The 24872-nt window shown below is 51.9% G+C and carries 25 protein-coding genes; 10 read left to right on the top strand and 15 right to left on the bottom strand.

All coding sequences use genetic code 11. The features are described 5' to 3' along the window. Positions 1–4 precede the first annotated feature (4 nt). The 4 genes from pgmB (at position 5) to BLQ59_RS01975 (ending at position 4599) form a co-directional block, all read left to right on the top strand. On the top strand, positions 5–646 hold the full coding sequence (gene pgmB, locus BLQ59_RS01990) for a beta-phosphoglucomutase (RefSeq protein ID WP_218122851.1): 642 nt from the start codon (positions 5–7) through the stop codon (positions 644–646). A 51-nt stretch (positions 647–697) separates the two neighbouring features. Beyond that, positions 698–2002, top strand: coding sequence for a glycoside hydrolase family 1 protein (locus BLQ59_RS01985; RefSeq protein ID WP_074571256.1), 1305 nt, complete (start codon positions 698–700; stop codon positions 2000–2002). Positions 2003–2135: 133 nt separating this feature from the next. Beyond that, entirely contained in the window at positions 2136–3107 is a 972-nt protein-coding gene (locus BLQ59_RS01980; RefSeq protein WP_074571255.1) for a phosphatase domain-containing putative toxin, read from the top strand. 481 nt (positions 3108–3588) lie between these two features. After that, on the top strand, positions 3589–4599 hold the full coding sequence (locus BLQ59_RS01975; protein ID WP_074571254.1) for a tyrosine-type recombinase/integrase: 1011 nt from the start codon (positions 3589–3591) through the stop codon (positions 4597–4599). A 160-nt stretch (positions 4600–4759) separates the two neighbouring features. Here the strand turns inward: BLQ59_RS01975 and nadE are convergent, their stop codons facing one another. The 4 genes from nadE to BLQ59_RS01955 are packed head-to-tail and all read right to left on the bottom strand — an operon-like array spanning position 4760 to position 8164. Then, a complete protein-coding gene (gene nadE, locus BLQ59_RS01970) occupies positions 4760–5539 on the bottom strand; it encodes an NAD(+) synthase (protein ID WP_074571253.1) in 780 nt (259 codons plus the stop codon). Between the two features lie 35 nt (positions 5540–5574). Continuing rightward, positions 5575–6792, bottom strand: coding sequence for a nicotinate phosphoribosyltransferase (gene pncB, locus BLQ59_RS01965; RefSeq protein ID WP_074571252.1), 1218 nt, complete (start codon positions 6790–6792; stop codon positions 5575–5577). A gap of 24 nt (positions 6793–6816) precedes the next feature. Beyond that, complete coding sequence (locus tag BLQ59_RS01960) at positions 6817–7368, bottom strand: cysteine hydrolase family protein (RefSeq protein WP_074571251.1); 552 nt, start codon at positions 7366–7368, stop codon at positions 6817–6819. Further along, positions 7358–8164, bottom strand: coding sequence for an NUDIX domain-containing protein (locus tag BLQ59_RS01955; RefSeq protein WP_074571250.1), 807 nt, complete (start codon positions 8162–8164; stop codon positions 7358–7360). Before BLQ59_RS01955 ends, BLQ59_RS01960 begins: the two co-directional genes overlap by 11 nt. Before the next feature lie 229 nt (positions 8165–8393). On the opposite strand from BLQ59_RS01955, the gene BLQ59_RS01950 reads away from it, so the two are divergent. After that, a complete protein-coding gene (locus BLQ59_RS01950) occupies positions 8394–8783 on the top strand; it encodes a hypothetical protein (protein ID WP_074571249.1) in 390 nt (129 codons plus the stop codon). Positions 8784–9092: 309 nt separating this feature from the next. On the opposite strand, the gene BLQ59_RS01945 is transcribed toward BLQ59_RS01950, so the two are convergent. Genes BLQ59_RS01945 through BLQ59_RS01935 form a run of 3 tightly spaced genes read right to left on the bottom strand, consistent with a single transcriptional unit; the run spans position 9093 to position 12142 of the window. After that, positions 9093–10265: an MFS transporter gene (locus tag BLQ59_RS01945; RefSeq protein WP_256324576.1), complete on the bottom strand. Its 1173-nt coding sequence runs from the start codon at positions 10263–10265 to the stop codon at positions 9093–9095. Positions 10266–10284: 19 nt separating this feature from the next. After that, complete coding sequence (locus BLQ59_RS01940) at positions 10285–11151, bottom strand: histidinol-phosphatase HisJ family protein (RefSeq protein ID WP_074571248.1); 867 nt, start codon at positions 11149–11151, stop codon at positions 10285–10287. A gap of 1 nt (position 11152) precedes the next feature. After that, entirely contained in the window at positions 11153–12142 is a 990-nt protein-coding gene (locus tag BLQ59_RS01935; RefSeq protein WP_074571247.1) for an ROK family protein, read from the bottom strand. 186 nt (positions 12143–12328) lie between these two features. Here BLQ59_RS01935 and BLQ59_RS01930 point away from each other — a divergent pair, with 186 nt between their 5' ends. From BLQ59_RS01930 to BLQ59_RS01915, 4 genes are all read left to right on the top strand, one after another. After that, on the top strand, positions 12329–13735 hold the full coding sequence (locus tag BLQ59_RS01930; RefSeq protein ID WP_074571246.1) for a hypothetical protein: 1407 nt from the start codon (positions 12329–12331) through the stop codon (positions 13733–13735). Positions 13736–13857: 122 nt separating this feature from the next. Next, the gene (locus tag BLQ59_RS01925) at positions 13858–14127 is read left to right on the top strand and encodes a hypothetical protein (protein ID WP_074571245.1); all 270 of its coding nucleotides are present in this window, start codon (positions 13858–13860) and stop codon (positions 14125–14127) included. 166 nt (positions 14128–14293) lie between these two features. Then, on the top strand, positions 14294–14539 hold the full coding sequence (locus tag BLQ59_RS01920) for a DUF4405 domain-containing protein (RefSeq protein WP_074571244.1): 246 nt from the start codon (positions 14294–14296) through the stop codon (positions 14537–14539). A 63-nt stretch (positions 14540–14602) separates the two neighbouring features. Beyond that, positions 14603–15208, top strand: coding sequence for a DUF1847 domain-containing protein (locus tag BLQ59_RS01915; RefSeq protein WP_074571243.1), 606 nt, complete (start codon positions 14603–14605; stop codon positions 15206–15208). An 89-nt stretch (positions 15209–15297) separates the two neighbouring features. On the opposite strand, the gene BLQ59_RS01910 is transcribed toward BLQ59_RS01915, so the two are convergent. The 7 genes from BLQ59_RS01910 to BLQ59_RS01880 all read right to left on the bottom strand — a co-directional run bounded on the left by BLQ59_RS01910 (position 15298) and on the right by BLQ59_RS01880 (position 22804). Further along, positions 15298–16485 carry an MFS transporter gene (locus BLQ59_RS01910; protein ID WP_074571242.1) on the bottom strand — a complete coding sequence of 396 codons (1188 nt, stop codon included), beginning with the start codon at positions 16483–16485 and terminating at the stop codon, positions 15298–15300. Positions 16486–16641: 156 nt separating this feature from the next. Continuing rightward, positions 16642–17043 (bottom strand): pyridoxamine 5'-phosphate oxidase family protein, encoded by a 402-nt coding sequence (locus tag BLQ59_RS01905; RefSeq protein WP_074571241.1) that lies wholly within the window; start codon positions 17041–17043, stop codon positions 16642–16644. 112 nt (positions 17044–17155) lie between these two features. Beyond that, the gene (locus BLQ59_RS01900; RefSeq protein WP_074571240.1) at positions 17156–18841 is read right to left on the bottom strand and encodes an FAD-dependent oxidoreductase; all 1686 of its coding nucleotides are present in this window, start codon (positions 18839–18841) and stop codon (positions 17156–17158) included. Beyond that, a complete protein-coding gene (locus tag BLQ59_RS01895) occupies positions 18838–19407 on the bottom strand; it encodes a cytochrome c3 family protein (RefSeq protein ID WP_074571239.1) in 570 nt (189 codons plus the stop codon). The genes BLQ59_RS01900 and BLQ59_RS01895 overlap by 4 nt, the downstream gene beginning before the upstream one ends. An 86-nt stretch (positions 19408–19493) precedes the next feature. After that, complete coding sequence (locus tag BLQ59_RS01890) at positions 19494–20024, bottom strand: phenolic acid decarboxylase (RefSeq protein ID WP_074571238.1); 531 nt, start codon at positions 20022–20024, stop codon at positions 19494–19496. 244 nt (positions 20025–20268) lie between these two features. Further along, positions 20269–21537, bottom strand: a complete 1269-nt coding sequence (locus BLQ59_RS01885) for a PucR family transcriptional regulator (RefSeq protein ID WP_074571237.1) — start codon at positions 21535–21537, stop codon at positions 20269–20271. A gap of 157 nt (positions 21538–21694) precedes the next feature. Continuing rightward, positions 21695–22804 carry an alpha/beta hydrolase gene (locus BLQ59_RS01880; RefSeq protein ID WP_074571236.1) on the bottom strand — a complete coding sequence of 370 codons (1110 nt, stop codon included), beginning with the start codon at positions 22802–22804 and terminating at the stop codon, positions 21695–21697. A 164-nt stretch (positions 22805–22968) separates the two neighbouring features. Here BLQ59_RS01880 and BLQ59_RS01875 point away from each other — a divergent pair, with 164 nt between their 5' ends. Continuing rightward, entirely contained in the window at positions 22969–23520 is a 552-nt protein-coding gene (locus tag BLQ59_RS01875; protein WP_074571235.1) for a PadR family transcriptional regulator, read from the top strand. 18 nt (positions 23521–23538) lie between these two features. Here BLQ59_RS01875 and BLQ59_RS01870 read toward each other — a convergent pair whose 3' ends face one another. After that, complete coding sequence (locus tag BLQ59_RS01870) at positions 23539–24858, bottom strand: replication-associated recombination protein A (protein ID WP_074571234.1); 1320 nt, start codon at positions 24856–24858, stop codon at positions 23539–23541. Positions 24859–24872: the final 14 nt, after the last annotated feature.

Genomic DNA, 24872 nt, shown 5'->3' with positions numbered 1-24872 from the left:
TGAAATGATGCGTTACGAAAATATAATCTTTGATCTGGACGGTGTGCTGGTGTCCACTGACGAATACCACTATCAGGCTTGGCAGAAGATTGCCGATGAAGAAGGCATCTATTTTGACCGCGCCATCAACAACCGCCTGCGGGGCGTTTCCCGTATGGAGAGCCTTGACATCATCCTGGAGCGGGCTGGGAAAAAATATACGCAGGCCGAAAAAGAAGCGCTAGCCCAGCGCAAGAATACGTACTATCAGCAGCTTTTGGGGCAGCTGACAAGTGCCGACACGCTGAAGGGCGTGCGGGAAACCCTACTGGATCTGCGACAGAAAGACGTGCATATCGCCGTGGGTTCTTCGAGCAAGAATACCATGCGCATCTTAAAGCAGGTTGGTTTGGAAAACGCGTTCGATGCCATTGCCGACGGTACGGAAATCACCAAAAGCAAACCGGATCCCGAAGTTTTCCTGCTGGCTGCGCAGAAGTTAGGTGCCAAACCGGAAACATGCCTGGTCGTAGAAGACGCCGCAGCGGGCGTAAACGCCGGCTGCAACGCCGGCATGCCCGTGGCCGGCATCGGTGAGGCCGCCAAATCCCCTCGGATTACCTATGCCATAGCCGAAATCAGCGATTTACTGCGGATTATTGCCTGACGAATATAATATATTGAAGCTTTTGAATGATAACAGAAAGGATGATAGAAGATGAAGGACTTGATTTTTCCGGAAAACTTTATTTGGGGCAGCGCTACGGCGGCCCATCAGGTGGAGAGCATGAACACGCACGCCGATATCTGGGCTGAGGAGCATGTGGAAGGCTCCATCTACAAGGATAAATCCGACAGGACCTGCGACCATTATCGGCATTATCGCGAGGATATTGCGCTGATGGCCGGTGCCGGGCTCAAAGCTTACCGATTCTCGATTGAGTGGGCGCGCATCGAGCCGCGCGAAGGCGAATTTCCTGCCGAAGCTATTGCCCACTATGCCGATGTGCTTGCCGCCTGTGAGGAACATGGCCTGACGCCGGTGGTAACGCTCCATCATTTCACGAGCCCGCAGTGGCTGATGAAATACGGCGGCTGGAAGGGAGAGAAGACGCCTTATTACTTTGGCCGCTATGCCCGTTATGTGCTCAAGGCTTTAGGTAAGCACATCCCCTATATCATCACCATGAATGAGATCAATATCGCCACCATGCTCAAACAGCTCTTTGCCGAGTGGAATTTCGTGCCGCCCATCGGCATGGCTGCCGAAGGCTGGACGGCGCCCGAATGGCGTGAACAGGCTGCTAAGGCCTGCGGCACGGATTTGGACCATTATTTCACCATCCATATGGCCTCTGAGCCGGAGCATATCGAAATCATCCGGCAGGCCCATAACGAAGCCGTGAAGGCGGCCCGGGAATATGCTCCGCAGGCCAAGGTCGGCGTGAGCCTTGCTCTCTCCGATGTCTGTGCTGTGCGTGGTGGGGAGAAGGTGGCAGACAAAGTCTGGCAGAGCTATTTCGGCCAGTACAAGGATATCTATATGAATGCCGACTTTGCTGCCGTGCAGAACTATGAGCGGGAAATCTACGACGCCAAAGGCCGCGTGCCCCATGGCGAGAAAGAAGAACTCACCGAATGCGGTTACCCCTATTGCCCCGAAGCCGTCAGCTCCGTGGTGCGCCGCGTATATAAGGAAACGGGCCTGCCCGTGATGGTGACGGAAAACGGCATCGCAACGCAGGACGATGACCGCCGTATTGACTTTATCCGCGAAGCAATTGCTGGCCTGCATAGCGCCATCAAGGACGGCGTGCCCCTGTTGGGCTATATCTACTGGAGTAGCTTGGACAATCTGGAATGGGCCATGGGCTTTGACAAACACTTCGGCCTGATTGCCGTGGACCGGGAGAACATGCGCCGCACCGTAAAGCCCAGCTGCCGTTATCTGGGAAGCATTGCCCAGAATAATGGGCTGCTGAATTATGCAGACAAGAACATAAAAGAACAAAGGATTTCTTGATGCCGGTATCCGTATTATATGATTGTGAAAAAGAAGGATAATTATGGTATAATAATGAAGATAGAAATACGTGTTCCGCTGTAATACATTTCTCGCTAGTGCATACATAAATGTGATGAGGGGGGGATTTGGTATGTTGGGAAATAGGAATATGAAAAAATATGGCGGCTATGTTCTGGTGCCCCTTTGCTGTCTGCTGCTTTTCCTTATGGCAACGGCTCAGGCTGGGGCAAAAAAGCCGGAGGTTCAGTGGCGGCTGGATGCAAAGTATGGAGCCGTATTGCCGCGCAGCCTGCGCTTTATGAGCGATGACTTCGCTCAATCCGTCAATCCTGCGCCCAGCCGTCAGGGGCTGGATAGGTTGAGATGCTCCGCCAGTGCCGAGTTTTCTGCTTCCGGTCTCTCCTTGATTGGGGAAAAGATTCGTAAACATGCTGGAAAGAACGCAGATATTTACGTGGTGGATCTGCGCAAGGAGTCTCATGGTTTTGTCAATGGAGAAATCCCCGTGAGTCTTTATATGAAGGGAAATCATGGCAATCGCAATCTTAGCAGTGCTGCCGTTTCACAGGTGGAGAAAGAACTTTTGCAGTCCATAGTCGGGAAGGAAATAACTTTTGTTCCGCTGGGCAAAACGGATACGAAGCTGTTTCCGGCCAGTACGGTCAAAGTCGAATCCGTGGAGACGGAAGAAGCCGTTGCGGCACGATTCGGCATGCACTATAAGCGAATTCCTGTCGTAGATCAGGCCGCCCCTACGGATGATAATATTGATGCGTTCATGGACTTCTATAAAAAGCTGCCGAAAAATGCCTGGCTTCACTTCCACTGTCATGCCGGGCACGGGCGCACCACCACTTTTGCCATATTCTATGACATCTTGCGCAATCCGGATGTTGCCTTGGACGATGTGGCTGCACGACAATATCTCCTGGGGGGAACAAACCTTTTGGCCGTAAGAGACGGCAATGGCTGGAAAGCCGAGGAGACGCGCAAACGTGCTCAAAAGATTCGGGATTTTTATGGATATGTGCAGGCTAACCGCCAGAAGGGATTTGTTAAAACCTACTCGCAGTGGAAACATGAGGTAAAGGGAACGAACTGACAGGAAATCGTTAATATTCTCTGGAAAAGAATTTCAACCTTTAAGGTACAAGCTTACGCTATATCTTGAAGGTTGTTTTTTTGCCTTAAAAGCTGGGCTTATGTAATCTAAATATAAATGAGATAATTTATCAACCGGCAAAAAAGATGACCGCGCAGAAACGCCTGTAAGCACCGTGAAAAAAGAAATGCATATAAACTATTGCAAAAATTTTAGATGCGCTTAAAATGGCTCTCAGATGGTGTGAAGGCAAAATCAAATTTTTCGAGAAAATATCCTGCAGATCTGGATGAAGAGGTGCACCTCTTCTTAGTAGTATGAAAATCTTTATCATTAGATGGACGTAGTTGCCGAGAAAAAAATTTTTCCACAGTTTACTGTGTATAAGGGGAATTATATACAGTAAAATTTCTGAATCTGTTTACATCCTATGTAATTTAGGTGTATCATATTGATACAGACTTTGGAGGAGGGATTCTTTATGCCAGATGCGTTAGTTGAATTAAACCAAGAACTTGCTGGTTCTTTGGATACGGAGATCATCACGCCGGATTCCTTTGTCCAGCATTATGCGGAATTCCTGCCGCGTTTCATTGCCAATGGCAATCCGTCTCAGGATACCATGTATCAGTATTGCCATAAGATCAATCAGTTCATCAAATGGTGCATCAGCAGGAAACGTCATCCCTTGAATATGCATGAATACCAGCTCCGCATCTACCGGGAGTTCCTGCTGCAGCAAAATTATAAAAACGAGAGCATTCAGATCATGCTGGCGGCAGTGCGGGCGTTCTATCACACAGCGTTCAAGATGGGCCTGATCAAGAGCAATCCGATGGCGGATATCTTCGCCCCGCCGGTCGCCAATCAGGAAGCGCTGCTTTCCTTCTATAGTACGGAACAGCTGGCAGAGATCCTGAAGGTATTCGATAACGAATCAGATCCCTTCATTAAATATAGGAATAAACTGATCGTCTATCTGATGGGCGTCGAGGGGCTCCGCAATGTAGAGGTTTACCGGGCCTGCCTGGAAGATATCAACTGGGAAGCCCAGGCCATCATGATCCGGGGCAAGGGCACGCGCGGCCGCCGCGATCCAATCTATCCTTGCGAGCGCACCTTTGCTTTATTGAAACAATACCTGACGGCCATCCCTGCGGACGACAAGCATCCCGTCAAGAAAGATGGCGCGCTCACGCCGCTGATCCTATCCTCTTCCAACCAGAATTATCTGGGGCGTGTTTCCCGTAATGGTATCCGCTTTGTCATGAATCAAGCGCTGACTGCCTGCAACCTGAAACATCCCGGCTATTCCTGCCATATCCTCAGACATAGCTGCGGCACCAATCTCTATGCCCAAACCAAGGATTTGCGCATGGTGCAGGAAACACTGCGGCAAAAAGATCCGAAGGTCACCGCCCGTTATGCGCATGTCAACCGAAGGCTGTCCCATCGGATTACAGCATCTCTGGTTCCGGAAGATACGTTATGAAAATTATTTTCATTTATCTATTGATTTTCATTCTCAATGGTGCTATATTATATACAGGCTTTCGTTAAAGCTCTCCTAAAATATAATACACAGCAAAGAACCGGACGTACTGCTCATGCGTCCGGTTCTTTGTCGGTGGGAAATACCGCCGTTTTCGGGATCATCGCTCTACCATTGGCAGGGGGCGAAGCTTGTGGAGGTTACACCTGTGCAGATGCTCGATCCTGGACTGGACCGCTTCGTCATCACAATGTCCGGTCTTGATATAACGGTCCAAAACGGCGTAGGTAAAGCCCAGATTATCCTCATCGCTCTTGCCGCAAAGGCCATCGGCAGGCGTCTTATGCACGAGTTCATGCGGCAGCCCCAGCGCATCGCCGATGGCAATCACCTCATCCACGGTATAGGCGGCCAGTGGGGCCACATCACCTGCGCTGTCACCGTATTTGGTGCTATACCCCACATAATCTTCCGAGCGGTTGCAGGTGTTGATAACCCGTCCCCCTTCCGCGATTCCCTGGGCTGCCGCGTAAAGCACAGCCATGCGCAGGCGCGGGGCAAGATTCTGCTGCAGGGCAGGCGTAAGATTCACAGCAAAGTCCTGACCGTCATCACCAGTTGCATTGGTCAGCGCCTGCAGCATTTCCTGATAGGGCTTGCCGATATTCACCGTGCGATAGGCAATGCCCAAATGCCGGGCAGCAGCCTGGGCATCAGCAATCTCTGCCTGCACCCCATTGGGCATCAGTACGCCAACCACCCGCTCCTTGCCCAATGCCTGCACGCAGAGGGCTGCAGCAACCGTGGAATCCTTGCCGCCGGAAAGGCCGACCACGGCCTTGGCTGCAGGGCCATTCTGGGCAAACCAGTCTTTCAGGAAACCAACGATTTTCTCTAAATCATGCCCGGCAGCAAAAGCCGGGTATTTTTGCGTATTCATGAGGATGCTCCTTTCCCGCATTCCATTGTCAAGCGTCAATCATCATTGGCCAGCCGATAATCAATGGCTCGCTGCAGATAGTCCACATATTCCTGACTCTTGCACATGCCTTTGCCCGGGGTATCCGAAATCTTGGCTACATGCTGGCCATTGCATGCGGTCACCTTCATGACAATATTGAGCGGTTCCACATAGGTGTCATTGGAAATATAGGTGCCAATCCCGAAGGCCACCTTGGCCTTGCCCGCAAAGTAATGGGCAATCTTGTCAGCCTTCTCAAAGTTGAGGGAATCCGAGAACAGCAGCGTCTTCGTTCTGGGATCAATTCCCAAACGGATATAATGGTCAATCATCTTATCGCCCCAGACAAAGGGATCACCGGAATCATGGCGGACACCGCTGAACAAGGTCGCCAGCGTCTTGTCAAAATCCCGCAGGAAGCAGTCTGTCGTGATCGTATCGGTCAGTGCAATGCCGTTCTCCACGCCATACTCCTTCACCCAAGCCGTCAGCGCCACTTTGTTGGAATACGCCGGATTGTAGAGGTGATTGCCCTGCCCCATGCACATGATCCACTCATGGGCCATGGTGCCCACAGGTTTCACGCCGTACTTTTTTGCCAGGAAGACATTGGACGTGCCGACAAAGTTGGAACGCAGCACATCGAAATCATCCAGACGGGAGAAACGTTCCACGGCATATTCCTGCACCTCGGCACAGAGCCGTCTGCGCAGGCCGAACTCGGAGAATGCCGGCAGCCAATACTGCCCCATCTGAATCATTTCCGCCTTGGCTTCGGTACGGCGTTTGGCATCTTCCACCAGGGCCTCATAGTCATCACGGAAACGGTAATAGACTTCGTTGACAATTGCCAACGTCGGAATCTCATACATGGACGTATCCAAAAGGGTGCCGCCGGCCTCGAGGATCAGCCCCTTCTCACCGCCGGCCTGAATCGTGAAATCCGCATAATCCGGCTGCCAAAGGCGCAGATGGTTGATATAGGACTTCTGCAGCCAGCTGATGCCGGAAAGATACGCCAGTTCCTCTTCGGTGAAGCGCAGGGAACAAAAGGCCTTGACCTGCTCCTTGATTTCCTCCACCATTTCCGGCGTGAAATAAACATTTTCGTTCCTGCATTTGAAGCTCCAGGTGGTTTCATACTCACTGGCCTGATGGAAGATTGCCTGGCCCATGCTGAATTTATAGAGATCTGTTTCCAGCAAGGAATTGATGATCTGCTTGAATCTCATTTTCGTTCCCCCCTCATCGATATGTCAGCGCCAGGGCTCATTGCCCTGATTCAGCACCTCAACCTGAATGACCTTCATGGCAGCCAGTGCCGTATCATGAGAGGCCGGCGTCACTCCTGCACAGCAGGCGGCATCCACCACGATATGGGCATTGGGCAGCGCAGCCTTGGCCATTACTGCATTGGCCAGCACGCAGATATCGGTGCAAAGTCCCACGAGCTCAATATTTTCTGGCGGAAACGCCAGTTCCTTGAGGAAATTGCCCAAATCCAGGGAACCGAAGGTGTACTTGTCGAAAATCGGAGCCTTCTCGGGGCAGGGAATCTGCTCACTCAACTGCCAGCCTGCCGTGCGTTCCAGGCAGTGCGGCACAGGCAGATGCTTTCCTTCCTCCGTCGCCAAATAATCTTCGCCATGGGTATCCCGGGTAAAGATCACGAGGCTGCCTTCCTGCTGAGCTTTCCTGACTTTATCCGCCACATTGCCGACAATGGCTTGGGCTTCTTTGGAACCCAATGTCCCATCGATGAAATCATTCTGCATATCCACGACAATCAGTACCTTCTTAGTTTTCATCGTAATCCTTCCTTTCCAGATAGCAATACAAAGCGGTCTTGGGCTTGCCGGCTGCATCATACTTTCCAATTTCCTTCACCCGCTGGCGGTCCACCAGGCTGCGCAGGAACATCTTGCGGAAATTCGAGCGGTCCAGCTTCTGAAAGAGAATCGCCTCATGGATCTTCATCAGCTCATAAATCTCAAACCTGGACTTGTCCTGTAGCAGCGCAAACGCATCATCCGTATAACTCAGCCTGCCCTGCAAGCGCTTGATGGCCGTGCTGATGAGGAACCCATGGTCAAAGGCAAGGTGCTTCATGGTGATGGAGCACTCGCTGCTGACGAAATACGTGGACAGCTCCCCATGCTCATCATAGCCACGCCGAACCTTGAACAAGCGGGCATCCGACGCATCGTCCCCGGCTTTGATTGCCAAAAGCCCTCTGGGCACCAGCGCCGTATAGACCACGCTCACCACATGGGTTCGGGGATCCCGGTCCGGCGCTCCCACGGTGATGAGCTGGCGCAGCTCAATCCCATCCGACACCTTCACACCTGTTTCCTCGTAAAGTTCCCGGGCCGCGGCCTCATCCACGGACTCTTTGCCAGCTTCCAGGAATCCCCCGGGTATGGCCCAGTAATCCTTGAACGGATGTCCCCCGCGTTTGATCAGGAGCACATTCAGTTCATTGTCCTCATCCATGGTGAAAATCACCACATCGGCCGTCACCGACGGCCGTTCATATCGAGCCGGATCATAGTTCTTCAGGAATTCCTGTTCTTCCTGACTTCTGCTCTCGGTCATCATCATCATCCCCAATTTGCTTGTTTGATTACATGTGGTATCTTTTACTACTTAAAGTGTAGTACATATTACCACTTATGTCAAGCGAAATTTATCTGAATATGCTGCGCAGAAATTTTTTCCTAGGACGAAGCTTTCCTGCAACAGGAGCTTGACACAGCTTTCTGCCTATGCTAAGATACGAGCAATCATATTTCAGGAGATTACCTTTGCTACTATAGAAAGGAAGATTCATCCCATGTCGATGAGCATCAATCCTGCCGGACATTCCTGGCAGCAGCCGCCAGTTCCCCGCCATGATGACCTGCCGCAGAAACTCATGCAGGAACGCGGTGATTATCGCGAGGAGATTGCTTCGCTTTCCTCTGCTGATGATGAAGAGAGCCAGGCACAGCTGAAAGAAGACTATCAAAAGCTTTCCAAGGTTGAATCCAAGCTGGCCCAGATCAGCGCCCAGCCAAAACCCTCTGCGGTTGGTGCCTACCAAAAGGTACAGACTCCTCCTCCCACCGATGAGGAAATGAACCGCCGTTTCGGCAGCGCCTACAGCGTGGAAATTTCCAGCCTCCAATCCGGTAAGACGCTGACCTCGGCCATCCCCGAGCTGGAGACGCACTCCCATCTGTAATGTTTTCCTAACCAAATATATAAAGATAAGCTCCAGACTGTAATAAGCCAGTCTGGAGCTTGTTTATTTCAAAATTTCTCTGCATCCTCATCTATTACTTTCAGCAAGAAACTCACAAGACAAAAGCCGCCCCCAAAACAGGAAGCGGCTTCTTGATTCCCTCAAAGGCGGACTCTTTGCGATACGGTTAGTCACTCCGCATCGCTGCCCACACATGAGAATTTCTCTACTAGAGTCATTATAGCATAAATAGTAAAAAAATGCTATAAATTTTACCCCAAATACTTCTGTATCAGCTTCCTCTTGGCGTTATAAAACTTTCCGATAAACATACCGGGCAATAATAAACTGCAGGGCCACGAGTCCGGCCAGCAGGCCGAAGGCGGCGTAAAGGCTCGTGGCATGGGCCAGGGCGCCAATGGCCGCGGGGCCCATGAGGATGCCCAGATATCCAAGGGTGCTTACCGCTGGCACCGCAAGGCCGATGGGCATATCCTGCTGCTTGCCCAGCAGGGAGAAGAACACCGGCACGATATTGGCACTGCCCACGCCGATGGCGAAGAAGCCTGCGTAGAGCAGCCAAGCCTGCGGCGCAAAGATTACGGCCAGGAAACCGGCAAAGGCTAAGACACTGCCGCCCAGGATAACGATTTTCTGTCCCATTTTCTGTACCAGCCTGTCCCCCACCAGCCGCATCGTCAGCATGGCGGCAGAAAAGACCGTAAAGCCCGTGCCTGCCAGCGACATGTCAAAGCCGCGCACAGTTGTCAGGAACACGCCGCTCCAGTCCATAATGGCCCCTTCCACCAGGAAGGCAATGCAGGCGATAATACCCACAAAGGCTACAATGCCTTTCGGAATGGCCAGCATCTTGCCACCGGCATCACCGCCATAGGGCAGCAGGAAGCGGGCAAAGAACAAAATCGCTGCTGTCATGATGCCAACAGCAATCAGCGTGGAAACCGTGGGCGTAAGCCCCAATCCGCCTACCCAGACGCCAAATAGGCCAGCCCCGGCAAAACCGCCGACGCTCCAAAGGCCATGCATGCCGGACATCAGCCGCTTGCCCGCAGCTTTTTCCACGATTACGGCCTGCACATTGGCCACCACATCAATACAGCCCATGATGGCGCCAAAGAATAGCAGCACCGGAACAGCCAGCAGGATATCGCTGACCTGGCTCAACAGGAACAGCAGCAGGGCAAAGGCAAGGCTCGCAAAGGTCAGTACCTTTCGGCAGCCCAGTCTTACGGCCGCCGCGCCGGAGAGCGGCATGGTCAGCAAAGAACCAATGCCGATGCAGAGCAACAGAAGGCCCAAAACATCCTCGCCAATGGCCAGTCTTTGGCGCAGCAGCGGCACCAAAGGCGCCCAGGAAGCCGCGCCAAAGCCACCGATAAAGAAAACCGCCCTTGTGGCATGCTGTGTCCAAATGTCTGCCGGATCAAATTCCACGTCCCGGAGTGATTGTGTCATTTCCATAAAATCCTCTCGTCAAAAATCAAAAATCATGGGCGATCGGCTCGCCGTGCTCAAAGGTATAGATCTGGGCAAAGCCGATTTCGTTGGCCAGGATTTCCCGGGCATCACGCATATGGTCAGCCAGATATTTCGTAGAATGGGCGTCGGAGCCAATGGTGATGATCTTGCCACCCAAATCCTTGTACAAGCGCAGAATATCGCGGGAAGGCATGGTATCGTCAAGGCCGTAATGCCAGGACGAAGTATTAAGCTCAATGCCCTTGCCGTCCGCAATGGCCACCTTCAGGATTTCGGCCACCATATCCCGGACCGTAGCAAAAGGATACTTTCCTTGCTTATCATAGCGGCTGATCAGGTTCAGATGGGCCAGCACGGAATAATGCTTGAAGGCCTTGATCACATCGTACATTTCCTGATAATAGCGCTCGTTGTATTCCTGCTGCGTCCGCCCTTCCTGAAATGCCTGATTCCAGAACTCCTTGTTTTCCACCTGATGGATGGAGAGCAAAACAAAATCCAGCTCCTGCTCATAACGGGCAAAGAGTTCCTCATAGCGTGGAATCGTCCCCACCTGCACGCCAAATTCCAAGCCGCAGCGCAGGGCAATCTCCCGGCGGTATTCATCCCGCAAACGGCGGAACTTGGCAAAATACGCCGGATAATCCACATTGGCCAATGGCTGCCGATCTTCTGCGGCCAAACCGATACCGTCACCGCCCCGATATTCGATATTCCCCTCTGACCAATCCTTCTTGATGCCATAGTCCACATGGTCGGTAAAGCAAAGCTCCGTAAGTCCCAGGCTGACGGCTTTTTTGACCTGTTCTTCCATGGGTTCCCGGGAATCATCGCTGAATTCTGTATGCACATGATAATCTGCCAGCATCTTAACGTCCTCCCTCATTGCAAAGCAATTCTCTTCCAATCTGCTGCAGTCCCTGCACATAATCCTGCGCAAAAGAGACTCCAATTTCTACCTGCGGCAGCAGCGCCTGAGGCAATTCCTCTTGACAGGCCGACAGGATTCCAGCCAGTTCGTCTTCTGTCATTCCCTCCCGGTAAATGATTAGACGATGAGGATTCCAATACCGCACCTGCCGGATGATCTCTGCGGCCGCCAACCGAGGGAAATTTTCTTCCCGATAAGACTCAACTGCGGAAAAGCGGCATCCCACTTCCCCGGCAATTCCGTCCCGGCCGGTATAAAGCCTGCCGTTCAGCAAAATCCCCGCTCCCGGCGGATAGCCGTGCGGCCAGTACAGCCCCACGATGGTTTCCTGCCCAGCTTTTTCACAAGTCCTGCCGTAGCCGCTCACCGCCGCATTGATATCATTGCAAAAATACACCGGCAGGCCGAGTTTTTTTGACAAGTCAAATGTCAACGTCAAATCCCGCAGCTGCGGATAATCAATAACCAGCATCCTGCCTGCTGCTTCCACACCGGGCATGCCCAACAGCACCTGACTGACCTTAGGAAATTCCTCTAAAGCGGCCTGCAGTTCCGTCAACAGGACAGCTTCCGTAATCTCGTTGGGGAACATGTCCTTCTGCCAGATGATTTCCCCCAGCAGGTTTTCCACGGCGAGCACCAGCTTATCCCGCCCCTGCTCCTCAAACATATAGAGCAGCAGCAATAGTTTCCGGTTCCGGCAGTAAGCAAACTGCTGCGCCGGACGGCCGCCGGCCTCTCCGGGAACTGCGGCAGCCTCCACGGCTTCCGCTTCGCCTGTTTTCACCAGATCTTTCAACAGAGCATTAACCGTCACCACACTGAAGTCTGCAGCCTCAGCCAGCTGCGGCTTCGTGGCCTGTCCCAAGTCCATCAGCGCCTGCCGCAGTATTTGCAGATTGGCCCTGCGTATATCTTTTTTGTCCATTTCAAACCTCGAAAAGTATGTTTGTAAAGTAACTTTATAAAGATACTTTAACATGGTGTTATTGACTTGTCAACGCAGGCAGAAAATTTACCTAAAAAATTTTTAATTAAATTTTAACTATACTCACAAGCTCCTATAATATTAATCCTTTATGATAATACCCATATTGGATTAGGAGTGATTACCATGTCATTGATAAAGAGAAAACATCTGCAATGCCTGATTGCGGCCAGTCTGGCCCTTGCCTGTCTGGGAACCGCAGGGGCTATGGCCAGCGCCGCTGCCGTAAGCCAGCCTGCCGCCGTCCATTCTCAGCAGCCACCGGCTCCGCCGGAAGGACAATTCCCGCCGGGCCCGCCTCCTGACGGCAAATTTGGTGGGATGCAGGAAGCCAGCAATGATGCCGGCACATTGAACGCAACAAAAATCATAGATGGTTCTGATCAGAATCTGACCGGTCAAAACCTCACCAATGCCAACACCGATGAAAACGTCCTGCTGGTCCGCAAGGGGGCGAATCTGACTTTGACCGGTGGTGACTTCACGAAGACCGGCGACAGTTCCAGTGCGGATGCCAGTAATTTCACGGGCCAGAACGGCATCATCCTGGTCAACAACAGCACGGCTGCACTCGAGAATCTGAACCTTTCCTCAGACGCTGACGGCGCCAATGCAATCTTTGCCACGGGAGAAAAGGCGCAGATTACGGCCAAGCACATCAAGATCCATACCAAAAACAACTCCTCCCGCGGCCTCGACGCCACCTACGGCGGCACCATCAAGGCTTCGGATGTGGACATCACGACCGAAGGAGCACACTGCGGTGCTTTGGCCACGGACCGGGGCGAGGGCAATGTGCTGGTCAATGGCGCCAAGATCAAAACCTCCGGGGAAGGCAGCCCCTGCATCTATTCCACGGGTAATATCCAATTGACCAATGGTGTCGGCGAGGCTACCGGCAGTGAGATTGCCGTCGTGGAAGGCAAGAACTCCATTACCCTCGACCATGCTGTGCTGACCGGTCATGTAAAACACGGTGTCATGCTCTATCAGAGCTTTTCCGGGGACGCCAATGTGGGCATTGCGAAATTCACGGCCAAGGATTCTACTCTCAACAACCAATCAGACGGCCCCATGTTCTATATCACCAATACCACGGCTGAAGCTGATTTGGAAAATACAATCCTCAATCAACAGGGCGATGTGCTGGTCAAAGTCACCAGTGACCGTTGGGGGGCCGAGGGCAAGAATGGCGGCGATTTCACCCTGAATGCCAAACAGCAGATCTTGAACGGTCAGATCCTGGCCAATAATATCAGCAAGGTAAAGCTGAACTTGGGTGAAGCAGCTGACTTCAAAGGCACCATCAATGCAGACAATCAGGCGGAAGCTGCCGGCATCACCCTCAGTAAAGATGCCACCTGGGAACTCACAGCCGATGCCTATGTGACGACCATCAGCGATGAAGCTGCGGACTTTGAAAACATCAACAGCAACAAGCACAACATCTACTATGACAAGAGCAGCAATCCCGCCCTGAACGGCAAGACCATCCGCCTGCCCGGCGGCGGCAAGTTAAAACCCATGCATTAAGCCCTGTATTTTTTAATGAAAATATAATGTTTTTTTCAAGTGATTCTAATACTCCCCCGTTAAGATAGAGCACATGGAAATCGCACAGGGACGAATTACTTTTTGGAAAGGGGATTATCTCCATGAATAAGAAATTTATGCTTGCTGCCGCACTGGCAGCAACGACGTTCTCCGCAGGCCTTGCCGGCAATGTTGCCAATGCCAATCCGGCACCGGCCCAGATCCAGTATCAGCAGCAGGTAAACGCACCTCAGGCTCAGCCACAGCAGAATGCGGACAAAGAGGTGAAGAAACCGGCCAAACAGCAGCAGAATGTAAAGCAGCCACAGGCAGAAAAACCGCAGCCCAGCCAAAACAATCCGGTAAAACCGCAGCCGCCTAAGGCGCGCTGAGCAAGATCCCCTGCATCAGCTATGACATAGCTTTGCAGGGGATTTTTTTGCCACGAATCCATCCCAAATTACACGATATAACTTGTCAAAACTCATTTTTACAACGATAATATGAGTAGAACTTATCGCAAGATCTATGGAATGATTATATCAGGAGGGATTTATCATGAAAAAGAATTATTTTTTGGATTGGCTGCTTTTTCTATGCATATTGGCCTGCTTAGTTACCGGCATCCTGCTTGATTTCCACCTGATCCCAGGCGGCCGGGAAGGGCGGGCACCATTTCGCAATATCCATCGCTATAGCGGCTACCTCATGGCCGTGGCCATCCTTTTGCACCTCCTCTGGCACAGAGCATGGATTGCCATGACCACTCGTTACATATTCAAGTCCAAAAACGAGGATGATTGAACCGCATTGACATCCGTTTACCGGAAGTCGAATATTTGTATATATAAAACGGAGGCTGCATCGATGAAAGCTGATTGTGCGAATTGCCAAACTCACGCCTGTTATACCAAGGGCGTAAACTGCACCGGCCTTGACCGGGAAGAAATCCTGTCTGCCTACAGCGAGGAAGACAGGCAGATCATGAAGGCCGCTGCCTATGTGGAAGGCACTTTTTACAGCAATATCACCCGCTTACAGGAAACAGCAGAATTTGCCAAAGCCATGGGGTATCAGAAACTGGGCATGGCCTTCTGCATCGGCCTCAATGCCGAAGCGAAAACCATCGCCCGCTACTACCGGCAGCAGGGATTTACATTCTACAGCGTCTGCTGCAAGGCCTGCAGCTTCAACAAAAAAGAGCTTGACCTCAAACAGGTCAAGCCCGAAGCTGCCCATGAAGCCATGTGCAACCCCAAGATCCAGGCTAAGCTTCTGGCCGACAAAGGCACGGAGCTTTTTATCTCCTGCGGCCTCTGCGTCGGCCACGATGCCCTCTTCAATGCCGCCTGCCCCGGCCCTGTGACCACTCTGGTGGTAAAAGACCGCCTGCTCGCCCACAATCCCCTGGGGGCCATCTACTCCAGATACTGGAAAAAGAAACTGCAGCTTCTGGAGGATGGCGAAGTCTAAAAAGCATATTGCGACCTGCACCCTGATATGACACGCCCCAGAAGCTTTCTCCCGAACAGCTTCTGGGGCGTGATGTCATTATGCTATTGTTACAGTTCTTCTGCTTCAGCCAGCACCTGTTCCGAGCGGTGATAGTATTGGAAAACAGCCAGCAGCAGGAACAGGGCCATGATGCCCATCACATACATGAACATATGGGTATAGCCCACACTGCCTGCCAAAGTCCCCAGAACGATCAGGCCGGTGCTTGTGCCGATATCCAGCATATTGTAGAAGGTGGCGCTCGCGGCACTATGGCGGTCAGAACGCACCATATTGAGCATCCAGGTCAAAAGTGCCGGCAAAAGCGCTCCGGCACCCAGGCCATAGAATACGGAAGCAACAAGCAGGCCGGTCAGGGAATCGGCCATGATCATGATGCCCAAAGCCAGCAGATAGGAAACCGCACCGGGCAGGACTACCGCAAAGGCGCCGTACCTATCCAGTAGCCGTCCGCCAAAGGGGCGGGAAATAAAGACGAACAAGGTGCCAATTACGAAGAACAGCCCCGCATTTTCCACAGATTTCTCCGCTGCCAGCATGGCGATAAAGGTGTTCACACTGCCATAGCCTGCACCAAAGAGAATAGTCAAAAGCGACGGCCCCGCCGTGCCGTGCTCGCAGAGGCGGTTGCGGATGGAGGAACGCAGAGGCGGCGTCGGGGGCAGTTCCGTCACGGCCTCCTTGGTCTTGCAGGCATAGGCCATCATCAGCGCCAGCAAGCTGACGGCAATGGAAGCCGTGAACAACCAGATGGCACTTTCTGCCAGCAGATACAGGCCGAAGGCCGGTGCCAGCGCCATGGCCACGGTACTGCCCATGCCAAAGTAGCCAATCCCCTCCCCCCGGCGCGCCGCCGGAATCACATCCGCCGCAATAGCCGCCGCAAAGGTGGTGGAAAGCCCAAAGCCCAGACCATGGATCACCCGGGCAAAGATAATGGCATCAGCGCTGGGAAACAGCATATAACCGAGCACAGAAGCCACACAGAGCAGCAGTCCCGCATACAGGCATTTCTTCTTGCCGAAGGCCCTCACTCCCGTATCTGTAAACAGGCGGATAAAAATCGCCGAATAACCGAAAATGCCGCCAATCAGGCCAATCTGCGCTCCCGTAGCCCCGAGGCTGGCCGCATACACCGTAATGGTCGGCAGCAAAAAGTGAAAGCTGGCAAACAGAAAACCATTCGCCGCAATCAGCGCGATAAAATTCCGTGTCCATAGTTTTTGACAAGTCATCGAGTCAATCCTTCCCATATGAGTAATTATTTACATATTAAACATACCTACTATATCACTACACTATTGACCTGTCAATTATGACATGAAACTTTATAACCTGCCAAAACAAAAACAGCCTGACCAGTCAATTGACCGGTCAGACCACTCGTTGCTTTATACGGCAAATTCTTCCTTCAGATCCAGCATGCCGCGGATTTCCACATGTCCATCTTCCAGATAGAACAGCCCCATTTCCCAGCCATTCTTATCATAGATATCCATGATCTGCGGCATGAGCTCCCGCACCTTGGCCAGCAGTTTGTCATCCTTGACCACCTTGGCCCTGCCGTCATAGCGCATGAACTCATCGCCATTAAGCGCCAGCACCTCCACCTGGGGATTGGCGGTCAGCTGTTTGAACACATTCTTGAACGTGCCGCAGCCAAAATAAAGCTTGCCATCCACCAGCATATGGAAGCCGAAGGGGCGCCCCTTGGGCTGATTGCCGTCAGTGGTCAGGAAATAAAAGGTCTTGGCCTGATCCAGAAACTCGCTTACTTTTTCAATATTGGACATGATCATAACCTCCTGTCAGTATCTCACAAAAATATTCCTCTATTGACTTCGACAGAATGGAGTAAAATCCTCTATCTTTTCTGTCTATGTCTTATCTTTTCCCCATAAACGCTTACTCTTTCATAACCTGCTTGCCCGCCAGATACCCGAAGGTATAGGCCCGGCCATGGCTGTTGCCCATAATGGTCATGCAGTAGTCATTGGCGTAGAAACTGCCGGAATTATTCCCTGCGGCATAAAGGCCGGGGATCACATGCTTTTCCTTATCCAGCACCTGCATGTTTTCATTGATCTTCAAACCGCCCAAGGTTACCAGCAGGGCAATGGAGATATGCGCCGCATAGAAGGGTGGCTTTTCAATCGTAGTCAGGCACTCCTTACGCTTGTAGAAATCATCGTCAAAGCCCTTGCGCGCCATTTCATTGTAGCGCTCCACCTCCACCTTGACCTTTTCATAGGGCAGGTTCATCTGCCGCGCCAGTTCCTTTAGTGAATTGGCAGACTTGACCACGCCATCATCAATCAGCTTTTGCAGCCGCTTGGGGTCATGGTAAACGCTCTTGAGCGACTTGCAGGCCGTCTGATGCATGGCCGGAGCCTCGGTCGGCCACTTGGAATCCCAGATATTCCACTTACTGTAATCCGGCTCCTGCCGCACACCATTGGCAATGAAGGGATAGGGCACATCCTCATTGGCAAAGCGCTCCCCATAATTGTTCAGGGATAGCCAGGGCTGGCGCATGACCGAATCCGCCAGTCCCGGCGCATTGACCATGCCAAAGTCAAAATACATGGGCGCATGCGGTCCTTCATCTATGGCAGCCCCTACCCACATGCCCATCTTATGTCCGTCACCGGTATTGGCCTTACTGGGATAAAGATTGATCTTGACCGTATCGGCACTTGGAATGTAATAATGGAGCATTTCCTTGTCATGGCCGTAGTCCCCGGCACAGAGAATGATACCCTTTTCCCCTATGAACTTATGGTATTTGCCCTCTTTATCCTGGGCGATAACCGCGGTCACCCGGCCCTTGTTGTCATCCTCACGGACTAACTGCACTGCGGGCAGCTTAAACCGCAGATCTACGCCTTTATCCTGCGCCGTGGACAACAGGGTATAAGCCATGGCGATAACCGGCTTGCCGCCAATCATGCCTTTGGGCGCTTTTTCGATGGCTTCCTGCGTCGGTTCCAGCACAAAGGTCATGGAGGGACGGGTAGGCAGGGTGGCACCTTCGGCCACCATTTCATCATAAGTCCAGATATGCTGCACCTTGCAGCCCTTTTTCAGCGCCATATCCAACAGCCAGTCATTGACATGGCCGCTGTGCTTCACCCACTGCATAACCACTTTCTGATTGGGCTTGTAGGCACCAAAACGCATGATTTCCCGGGTAACATCTACGGGATCCAAATGATTGCCCACCTGCTGCTGCACCCGCGAATTGACCGCTGCATAGTCATAGCCCCGGAAATTCACCGTATTGGTCTTTTCCAGCACGATGACCTTGCCGCCTTCCTCCGCCGCTGAAATGGCTGCACAGAGGCCGCTCATGCCAGCCCCGACGATGACGACATCCGCCTTTTCCGTGCTGACAATCTGACTGTCCGCAATGGGTGCCGGCGGCTTCATGAAATCCGGCTGCGGATCTTCCTGCTTGAAATTGCCCTCATCATCCATCTCATGTTTGCGGCCATTGCCGCAGCCAGCCATAAATGGCGCTACAGCTGCACCAGCCAGGGCCAGCGCACCGCCCTTCAAAAAATTACGGCGGCTCAAATCACTTGCTTTCATAATGCTCCCTCCCCTGCATGCGGGTCCTGTACTTTTTCCCATTCCGGCGGCAGATTATGCAGGAACTCAAAATCATGACAGTTCTGGCAGGCTGCCTTTGACTGCTTGTGCATCTTATGGCAATCCGAGCAGGTCAGATCCTCCAGATGGGAATTATGCGGATTGACGCCATTGCCCTTATCGGTCTTGGCAACCAAGGCATCCATATCGCTATGGCATTTCGTGCACATCTTGTTGTCAAAATGACGTTTGGCCGGCGGGTCATCAAAATCATCCGTCACATACCAGATGGTTTCCTGTACCTTGTCTTCAATTCCGTTTTCATGGCAGTCAATACAATCCACATGGGCATCCTTATGCTTGTTTGCGAGCAATTCACCATGGTCATAGCCCTCCACATAAGACCCCATCACATGACAGGGCGAACAGGCCAGCTTGGGAAACCTTTCTGCCTGCTGCATGGCAAGATTGCCCAGGATACCCAGCAGAACCAATCCGGCTATCGCCATGAGCGGATGTCTGCCGAGCAGCCGGGCCGCATTTCTTAGCCGTTCTTTCCATCCCATAAAAACTCCCCCTTAAATATAGTTGCACCTTACGTGCAGAAAAAGCGGAAGGCATTTTTACCAATACGCTTCCGCAGTTTTCCCTATTATTTTTTCAGGCGCTTATAGTCAGCGTCAAAGTATTTGCCAGCCCGGATATCATCCGTCATGCCCACATAAGGAGCTTCGGCAATGACTTCCTCATTGTTCTGTCCGGCCTTGCCCATATAGGTAATCTTGGCAAACTCGGGTACCAGATATTTCGGATAAGTCTCGTATTTTTCCCGAGACTCTTCCATCAGGTCAATGTGCTCATTCTGGAAGCAAACCGTGATGGACGGATGATCCTGCACCCATTTCGGGAAGAAAATCGTGCCATGCATGATGTTTTCGTTCGGCATGAAATCCAACGCCACATCCGTGCCCGTAGGCTCTGTCCAGGTCACCTTGAATACGCCATCTGTAAGCTTGACGATATTGGCTTCTTGATCCTTCACCCAACGGCCAGCCACCATACCGCCATGAATGCGGTAATCCACCGTATGGTCATTCTTGGCGTACCATTCATATTCCCAACCGTTGTCATAGGTGTAGATAAAATGCGTGCCCAAAAAGTCATCCAGTTCCTTAAATTCCATTGTTGATTTCCTCCTTGTAATTATGTATTTATTTACATGTATCTGATATATGTATCATACTCTTCTTCGTTTGACTTGTCAATATCATGTAATAAAATACATATTTTTCTTTAAAAAAATAAGCAGGCAAGAATGCTGCCAAGGAAACGGTCTGACATTTATCATACTGGCTTCCCTTCCATAATCATGCACAGCAAAGGAATGCACGAGCTGCCCCAAGGTCGTGCATTTCTTGTTGTATTTTTTAGAACAGCGTCTGCGTCTCTGTGCCGCTGTTTTTATGATTTCCTATACTTCCCACATAACCAGGCTGCAGCATGTTCAGCGCTTTAAGCACATCCCCCACCCGCAAGGCCGCATAGAGATTGAAGCGGGTATCCGGGTGATTGAGGTCAATCCCCAGCAGCTGGGAAATCTTATCGCAGCGGTAACGCACGGTATTGACATGGACAAAGAGCTTTTCCGCCGTCAGCTTGTAGTTGAAATTGGTATCCATAAGGGTCCGCAGGGTTATCTGCAGGCCCGCATCACAGTTGTGGTCATAAGCCAATAATTTATCCAAAGTCTGGCGGCAGAAACGGATAATCCGCTCCTGCTCACAGCCAAAGAGTTCCCGGAAGATGCCTAAATCGGCAAACTCCTGCACAAAGCCCTGTTCCCCCTTTATCTGCCGAAACATCAGGGCAATGCGAGCTTCATGATAACTGCGATGCAATTCCGGCAGCGAATAGCTTGTGCCCACACCAATGGAAACCTCCGCCTTATAAACTTCGGAGAAAAGCTGCTGCCAGCAGGCAAACATCTCCTGCCGCTTGGCTTCGGACAGGAAGTCGAACTCCGGTTGACTGTAAATCCCCGAGAGAATCACCAGATACAGACCATTCCATTCCAAGGGATAGATGAGTTCCGTTTGATGACGCTGACGGAACTGCAAAAGTTTCGCCCGAAAATCCGCCGGTGGAATCAGCGGCTGATCCTGCCCCATATCCATCAACATGACCGCATATTTACTGTCACGATGAATGACGATTCCCTGTTCCCGTAGCAGCTCCTCCACACCGATATTATGTTTAATGAAAACACCTTCAAAAAAGGCTGTGCGCTGTTCGTGGAGCCGGCGGGCAAACTCTTTATGCCCCCGCAGATACCACTTCAAAGCTAATTGGCTGCTCTCCACAATACTGCCGATCCTGCTGATATCCTCTGTGCCCACGTGCGCGAAAAAGAGCAACAGCATGCTGTCCGGGATATCCGCCAGCATTACCTTGAACACCAGCATCTGCTGATTTTTGGCATAATAATATTGATTTTCCTCAAATGCCGGCATACTTGCCAGCAACGCCTGTACTTCATACGGCGCCATAATGCCTGCTTCGGGATAATGGGCGATGCCCTGCCTGCCCGTAATAACCAGCTTCCTGCCGCACTTACTCTGCAGCTTCTGCCCCAAAGCCTTTATACCCTTACTGGCTGCCAGTTCCAGCCAGTCCAAAGCAATATTCTTTTCCTCCATAACCTGTATCACCTTTCGTCTTTGTCCTTGTAAATATTCGTACAGATCCACAAGATTTTCTGTCCCAACGCTCCTGTACGAAAGCAACCGCCCGGCATAAGCAGATAGCCTTGCCGAGCGGTTGCTTCATAAGTGTATATTATGGAAATGTGGGGAGTCAGTATTTAACGCCGAGCTGACGGCAGAGCCAGCGCATCATGGCCTGGTTGGTATCTTCGCCCTGATAGCCATGGGGTGCCTTGGAATTGCACATGAAGATATTTTCCACGCCGGCATCGGTCAAAGCCTTCTGCAGGCTGATGCTCTGCTGGATGGGCACGAGGGAATCATGGCCGCCATGAGCGATAAAGAAAGGTGGCGCATCTTTCGTCACCTGATACACGGGGCTGGCCAGTTTGGCCATTTCCACCATGCTCCAGTAAGGCGAAGTCGTATCCCCGGCTTCATCGATCTTGCGCAGGGTACCTACGCCCTGCCCTTCGCCGGTAAAGCCCAGCAGGATGGACTCATTGGCCCGGACGGAGTCATGAGTTTCTGCCGCCTTGTCCGGGGCCTCCAGCGCCGGGTTCATCTCCGGCGCCATGGTCAAAAGGTTCGTCGGCCCATAATAATCCACGCAGGCTTTGACGCTGCTGCTGTACTCCAGATTACCGCCTTCGTCCCCTTCCAGCGCTTTGTTGCCGCTGGTCACGGCAAGTTCCGTGGCCAGATGGGCGCCGGCCGAGCTGCCGGCAATGGCAATGCGGTCTGCATCCAGGCCGTATTCAGCAGCATGGGCGCGGACGAAGCGCACCGCCGCCTTTACATCATAAATCTGGGCCGGAAAAGCCGCTTCGCTGTTCAGCCGGTAATCCACGGAAACAAAGGCAATGCCATGGTTCAGCACATCCTTGAAAATCCGATAGGCCGAGTTATTATCCCGCGCCATCAGAGCATTTGTGCCGATCTGAGCCGAAGCAGCCTCTTTCTTTACGGCATCATCGCCTTCATAGGTGCCCTTGGCCCAGCCACCGCCATGGACGAACACCAGCACAGGAACCTTTTCATCCTTTGCCTTTGGCGGCACAAAGACATTCATGCGCAGCTGACGCGGTGCACCGTTATCATTCTGCACATTGGCCACTACTACATCCCGATAAGTCGGCTGCATATGGACAAGATTTTCCGGCGTCTTCGCCGCCTCGCAGCTGCCGCCAGCCATCGGCACTGCCAAAGCCAAAGACAACAACGCCGCCACAGACAGTTTCCGTAATTTACCTGCTTTCATCTAGATAACCTCCCGTTATTCAGACTATATATCATGTATTTATTTACACAATCATCATAAACTCTTTTCCCTTACTTGTCAATATTGTGTAATAAGATACATGTTTATCTGTCGAAACTATGTTATACTAAGGGCAGATAAACAATGAGGAGCTGTGAACGAATATGGCACAAAAAAATGTCCTGAAATATATTATCCTGGGCCTGCTGAACCGGGAGGAACTGGCCGGCTACGATATCAAGAAACTGTTTGAAGAAGAACTCGGCGACTTCTGGTACTCCAACCACAGCCAGATTTACCCGGAGCTGCGGCGCATGGAAGAAGACGGCTTGATTTCCTCGCGCACGGAACTGGTGGGCAAGAAGCTCGAAAAGAAATTCTACCAGATCACAAAAGACGGACAGAAGCTTCTGTCCGCCTGGATGGCTGAACCCTTGAATCCCCCGGTGCCCACCCGGGATGAGTTCACCATGAAACTCTATCTGATTGATTCTGCGGATCATCCGCTGGTTGGCCGGCTCTTCCAGGAAGAAATCGCCCGGCACGAGGAAAAATACCAATACCTGCAGGCCCGCTGGCAACTGCTGTTTGCCGATGAAAGCGAGCAGCACAAACACTTCGGCCACCGCTGCATCCTGCAGCAGGCCATCCTGCGCGAAAAACAGCGCTTGGAATGGCTGCATCAGGAACTGAAAAACATTTCCCCAACAAAGTAATGGACCTTTCCATTCCTTTTACTTATCGTGTTCCCGCTTCCAATTCTTGATATCCCGCAGACGCTGGGCAAAGCGCCCCTCCAAGCCTTCATTGGTGGGATGGTAATAGCTTCTCCCCTGCAGGGACTCCGGCAGGCATGCCATATTGGTGAGCTTTTCTTCCGCATCATGCGCATACTGATAGCCCTTGCCATATTCCAGTTCTTTCATCAACTTGGTGGGGGCATTGCGCAGGTGCAGCGGCACGGGCTCAGCCATGCGCTCCTGGGCATCTTTTCTAGCCATGCCATAGGCCACATAGAGAGCATTGGACTTGGGGGCCAGTGACATATAGACCACAGCTTCCGTCAGATGCACGGTACATTCCGGCATGCCAATAAAATGGCAGGCCTGATAGACTGCCACAGCAATCTCCAAAGCTCTGGGGTCAGCAAGGCCAATATCCTCACTGGCAAAGCGGATGATACGCCTTGCCACATAAAGCGGGTCTTCGCCCCCTTCCAACATACGGGCCAGCCAGTACACTGCCGCATCCGGGTTGGAATTGCGCATGGCTTTATGCAAGGCTGAAATGATGTTATAATGCTCTTCCCCGCCCTTATCATAGAGCAAGAGCTTGCGTGAAGTGCATTGCTCTACATTCTCCTCCGTGACTGTCAAGCCATCTGCTGAAGCTTCGGCATTCAGCACTGCCATTTCCAATATCGATAACGCTTTGCGGGCATCCCCGTTGGCAAAAGCCGCCAGCTTTGCCAGCAGGGAGTCCGCAATTTTTATCTGCTGACCGCCAAAGCCCCGCTCATCCGCCATGGCCCGCCGTAAAAGGGTGGCAATATCCTCTTCGCTAAGAGATTTCAGAACAAAGACCTTGCAGCGGGACAATAGCGCCCCATTGACTTCAAAGGAAGGATTTTCCGTCGTAGCGCCAATGAGGATAATGCTGCCTTTTTCCACAAAAGGCAGGAACGCATCCTGCTGGGCTTTGTTAAACCGGTGAATTTCATCCACAAACACGATGGTCTGTTCTCCATAAAGCCGGTTGCTCTCAGCTTTTTTCATCACTTCCCGGATTTCCTTTATCCCACTGGTCACTGCCGAAAAATTGATGAATTTGGCCTTAGTCATCTGGGCAATGACACCAGCCAACGTGGTTTTGCCCACCCCCGGCGGTCCCCAGAAAATCATGGAAGAAACGCAGTCCTGTTCAATGAGCCGCCGCAGGACCTTTCCTTGCCCCAGCAAATGCTGCTGCCCAACGATTTCTGCCAGCGTTCTGGGCCGTATGCGTGCCGCCAGTGGCTCCGGCACGGCCTTGCTGAAAAGAGATTCCTGCTCCATCTTTTCCCCCTGCT

Origin of the sequence: Pseudoselenomonas ruminantium, from assembly GCF_900104055.1 — a bacterium.
GTDB classification, from domain to species: domain Bacteria; phylum Bacillota; class Negativicutes; order Selenomonadales; family Selenomonadaceae; genus Selenomonas_A; species Selenomonas_A ruminantium_C.
This window is presented reverse-complemented; position numbering and strand designations above follow the sequence as displayed.

Bases quoted from the DNA above. Each gene is read 5' to 3' on its own strand.
- BLQ59_RS01980 (WP_074571255.1), top strand. From the start codon at position 2,136: ATGTTGGGAAATAGGAATATGAAAAAATATGGCGGCTATGTTCTGGTG.
- BLQ59_RS01890 (WP_074571238.1), bottom strand. From the start codon at position 20,024: ATGGAATTTAAGGAACTGGATGACTTTTTGGGCACGCATTTTATCTAC.
- BLQ59_RS01875 (WP_074571235.1), top strand. From the start codon at position 22,969: ATGGCACAAAAAAATGTCCTGAAATATATTATCCTGGGCCTGCTGAAC.
- BLQ59_RS01910 (WP_074571242.1), bottom strand. From the start codon at position 16,485: ATGACTTGTCAAAAACTATGGACACGGAATTTTATCGCGCTGATTGCG.
- pgmB (WP_218122851.1), top strand. From the start codon at position 5: ATGATGCGTTACGAAAATATAATCTTTGATCTGGACGGTGTGCTGGTG.
- BLQ59_RS01920 (WP_074571244.1), top strand. From the start codon at position 14,294: ATGAAAAAGAATTATTTTTTGGATTGGCTGCTTTTTCTATGCATATTG.
- BLQ59_RS01885 (WP_074571237.1), bottom strand. From the start codon at position 21,537: ATGGAGGAAAAGAATATTGCTTTGGACTGGCTGGAACTGGCAGCCAGT.
- BLQ59_RS01945 (WP_256324576.1), bottom strand. From the start codon at position 10,265: ATGGAAATGACACAATCACTCCGGGACGTGGAATTTGATCCGGCAGAC.
- BLQ59_RS01880 (WP_074571236.1), bottom strand. From the start codon at position 22,804: ATGAAAGCAGGTAAATTACGGAAACTGTCTGTGGCGGCGTTGTTGTCT.
- BLQ59_RS01975 (WP_074571254.1), top strand. From the start codon at position 3,589: ATGCCAGATGCGTTAGTTGAATTAAACCAAGAACTTGCTGGTTCTTTG.
- BLQ59_RS01895 (WP_074571239.1), bottom strand. From the start codon at position 19,407: ATGGGATGGAAAGAACGGCTAAGAAATGCGGCCCGGCTGCTCGGCAGA.
- pncB (WP_074571252.1), bottom strand. From the start codon at position 6,792: ATGAGATTCAAGCAGATCATCAATTCCTTGCTGGAAACAGATCTCTAT.
- BLQ59_RS01985 (WP_074571256.1), top strand. From the start codon at position 698: ATGAAGGACTTGATTTTTCCGGAAAACTTTATTTGGGGCAGCGCTACG.
- BLQ59_RS01940 (WP_074571248.1), bottom strand. From the start codon at position 11,151: ATGCTGGCAGATTATCATGTGCATACAGAATTCAGCGATGATTCCCGG.
- BLQ59_RS01950 (WP_074571249.1), top strand. From the start codon at position 8,394: ATGTCGATGAGCATCAATCCTGCCGGACATTCCTGGCAGCAGCCGCCA.
- BLQ59_RS01935 (WP_074571247.1), bottom strand. From the start codon at position 12,142: ATGGACAAAAAAGATATACGCAGGGCCAATCTGCAAATACTGCGGCAG.
- BLQ59_RS01915 (WP_074571243.1), top strand. From the start codon at position 14,603: ATGAAAGCTGATTGTGCGAATTGCCAAACTCACGCCTGTTATACCAAG.
- BLQ59_RS01930 (WP_074571246.1), top strand. From the start codon at position 12,329: ATGTCATTGATAAAGAGAAAACATCTGCAATGCCTGATTGCGGCCAGT.
- BLQ59_RS01870 (WP_074571234.1), bottom strand. From the start codon at position 24,858: ATGGAGCAGGAATCTCTTTTCAGCAAGGCCGTGCCGGAGCCACTGGCG.
- BLQ59_RS01955 (WP_074571250.1), bottom strand. From the start codon at position 8,164: ATGATGATGATGACCGAGAGCAGAAGTCAGGAAGAACAGGAATTCCTG.
- BLQ59_RS01900 (WP_074571240.1), bottom strand. From the start codon at position 18,841: ATGAAAGCAAGTGATTTGAGCCGCCGTAATTTTTTGAAGGGCGGTGCG.
- BLQ59_RS01905 (WP_074571241.1), bottom strand. From the start codon at position 17,043: ATGTCCAATATTGAAAAAGTAAGCGAGTTTCTGGATCAGGCCAAGACC.
- BLQ59_RS01960 (WP_074571251.1), bottom strand. From the start codon at position 7,368: ATGAAAACTAAGAAGGTACTGATTGTCGTGGATATGCAGAATGATTTC.
- nadE (WP_074571253.1), bottom strand. From the start codon at position 5,539: ATGAATACGCAAAAATACCCGGCTTTTGCTGCCGGGCATGATTTAGAG.
- BLQ59_RS01925 (WP_074571245.1), top strand. From the start codon at position 13,858: ATGAATAAGAAATTTATGCTTGCTGCCGCACTGGCAGCAACGACGTTC.